The sequence below is a fragment of the Xanthovirga aplysinae genome (genome assembly GCF_009711365.1).
Classification (GTDB): Bacteria; Bacteroidota; Bacteroidia; order Cytophagales; family Cyclobacteriaceae; genus Xanthovirga; species Xanthovirga aplysinae.
In genome coordinates this window covers 1-489 of record NZ_SMMB01000147.1, presented here as the reverse complement: position 1 = coordinate 489, position 489 = coordinate 1, and the positions used below count along the sequence as shown (strand labels likewise).

The 489-nt window shown below is 30.7% G+C and carries 1 protein-coding gene; it reads right to left on the bottom strand.

Going from position 1 to position 489, the window contains the following annotated elements; all coding sequences use genetic code 11:
• Positions 1 to 113: 113 nt before the first annotated feature.
• Positions 114 to 489, bottom strand: a 376-nt coding sequence (locus E1171_RS23180; protein WP_187696097.1) for a hypothetical protein, incomplete at its 5' end; no start/stop codon positions are given.

Below are 489 nucleotides of genomic sequence, written 5' to 3'. Positions count from 1 at the left end.
CTCTTAGCGACGAAAAGGCTTTACATAGGAAACATTGTTAGCAACTGGCTTTTCCGTCAATCATATTTTAAATGCCTCAAATTCGTAATCATTTTTCTGTGTGAATTAGGGATTTAATCTTTAATGAGCCCTTTGATTTTCTCTTGTATACCTCTTTCTGTCACAATTATATCTCTCATCATTATAATCAAAAGTTCTTTCTTGTTAATTCCAGTTTCTTTTAAATTAGGGTAAAGGAAGTTAGCCAAATGTTCGTTTTTTGATTCCAATTGTTCTTTTAGTTCCTCAATACTTGCCAAAGTAGATATTCTTTTATAATCCAACAATTCAATTTTCGAACGAGAAATAGCCTGCCAAGAACTTAATTTAATAGAAGGCCCATGAATTCCATCAGTTTTCATCATAATATCTAATATCGAAATTTTGTCATCGCTTTTGTAAAAATCTAAGGTATCGATGAGTGTTTTTTGAAAAGGTAATTCTTTTATG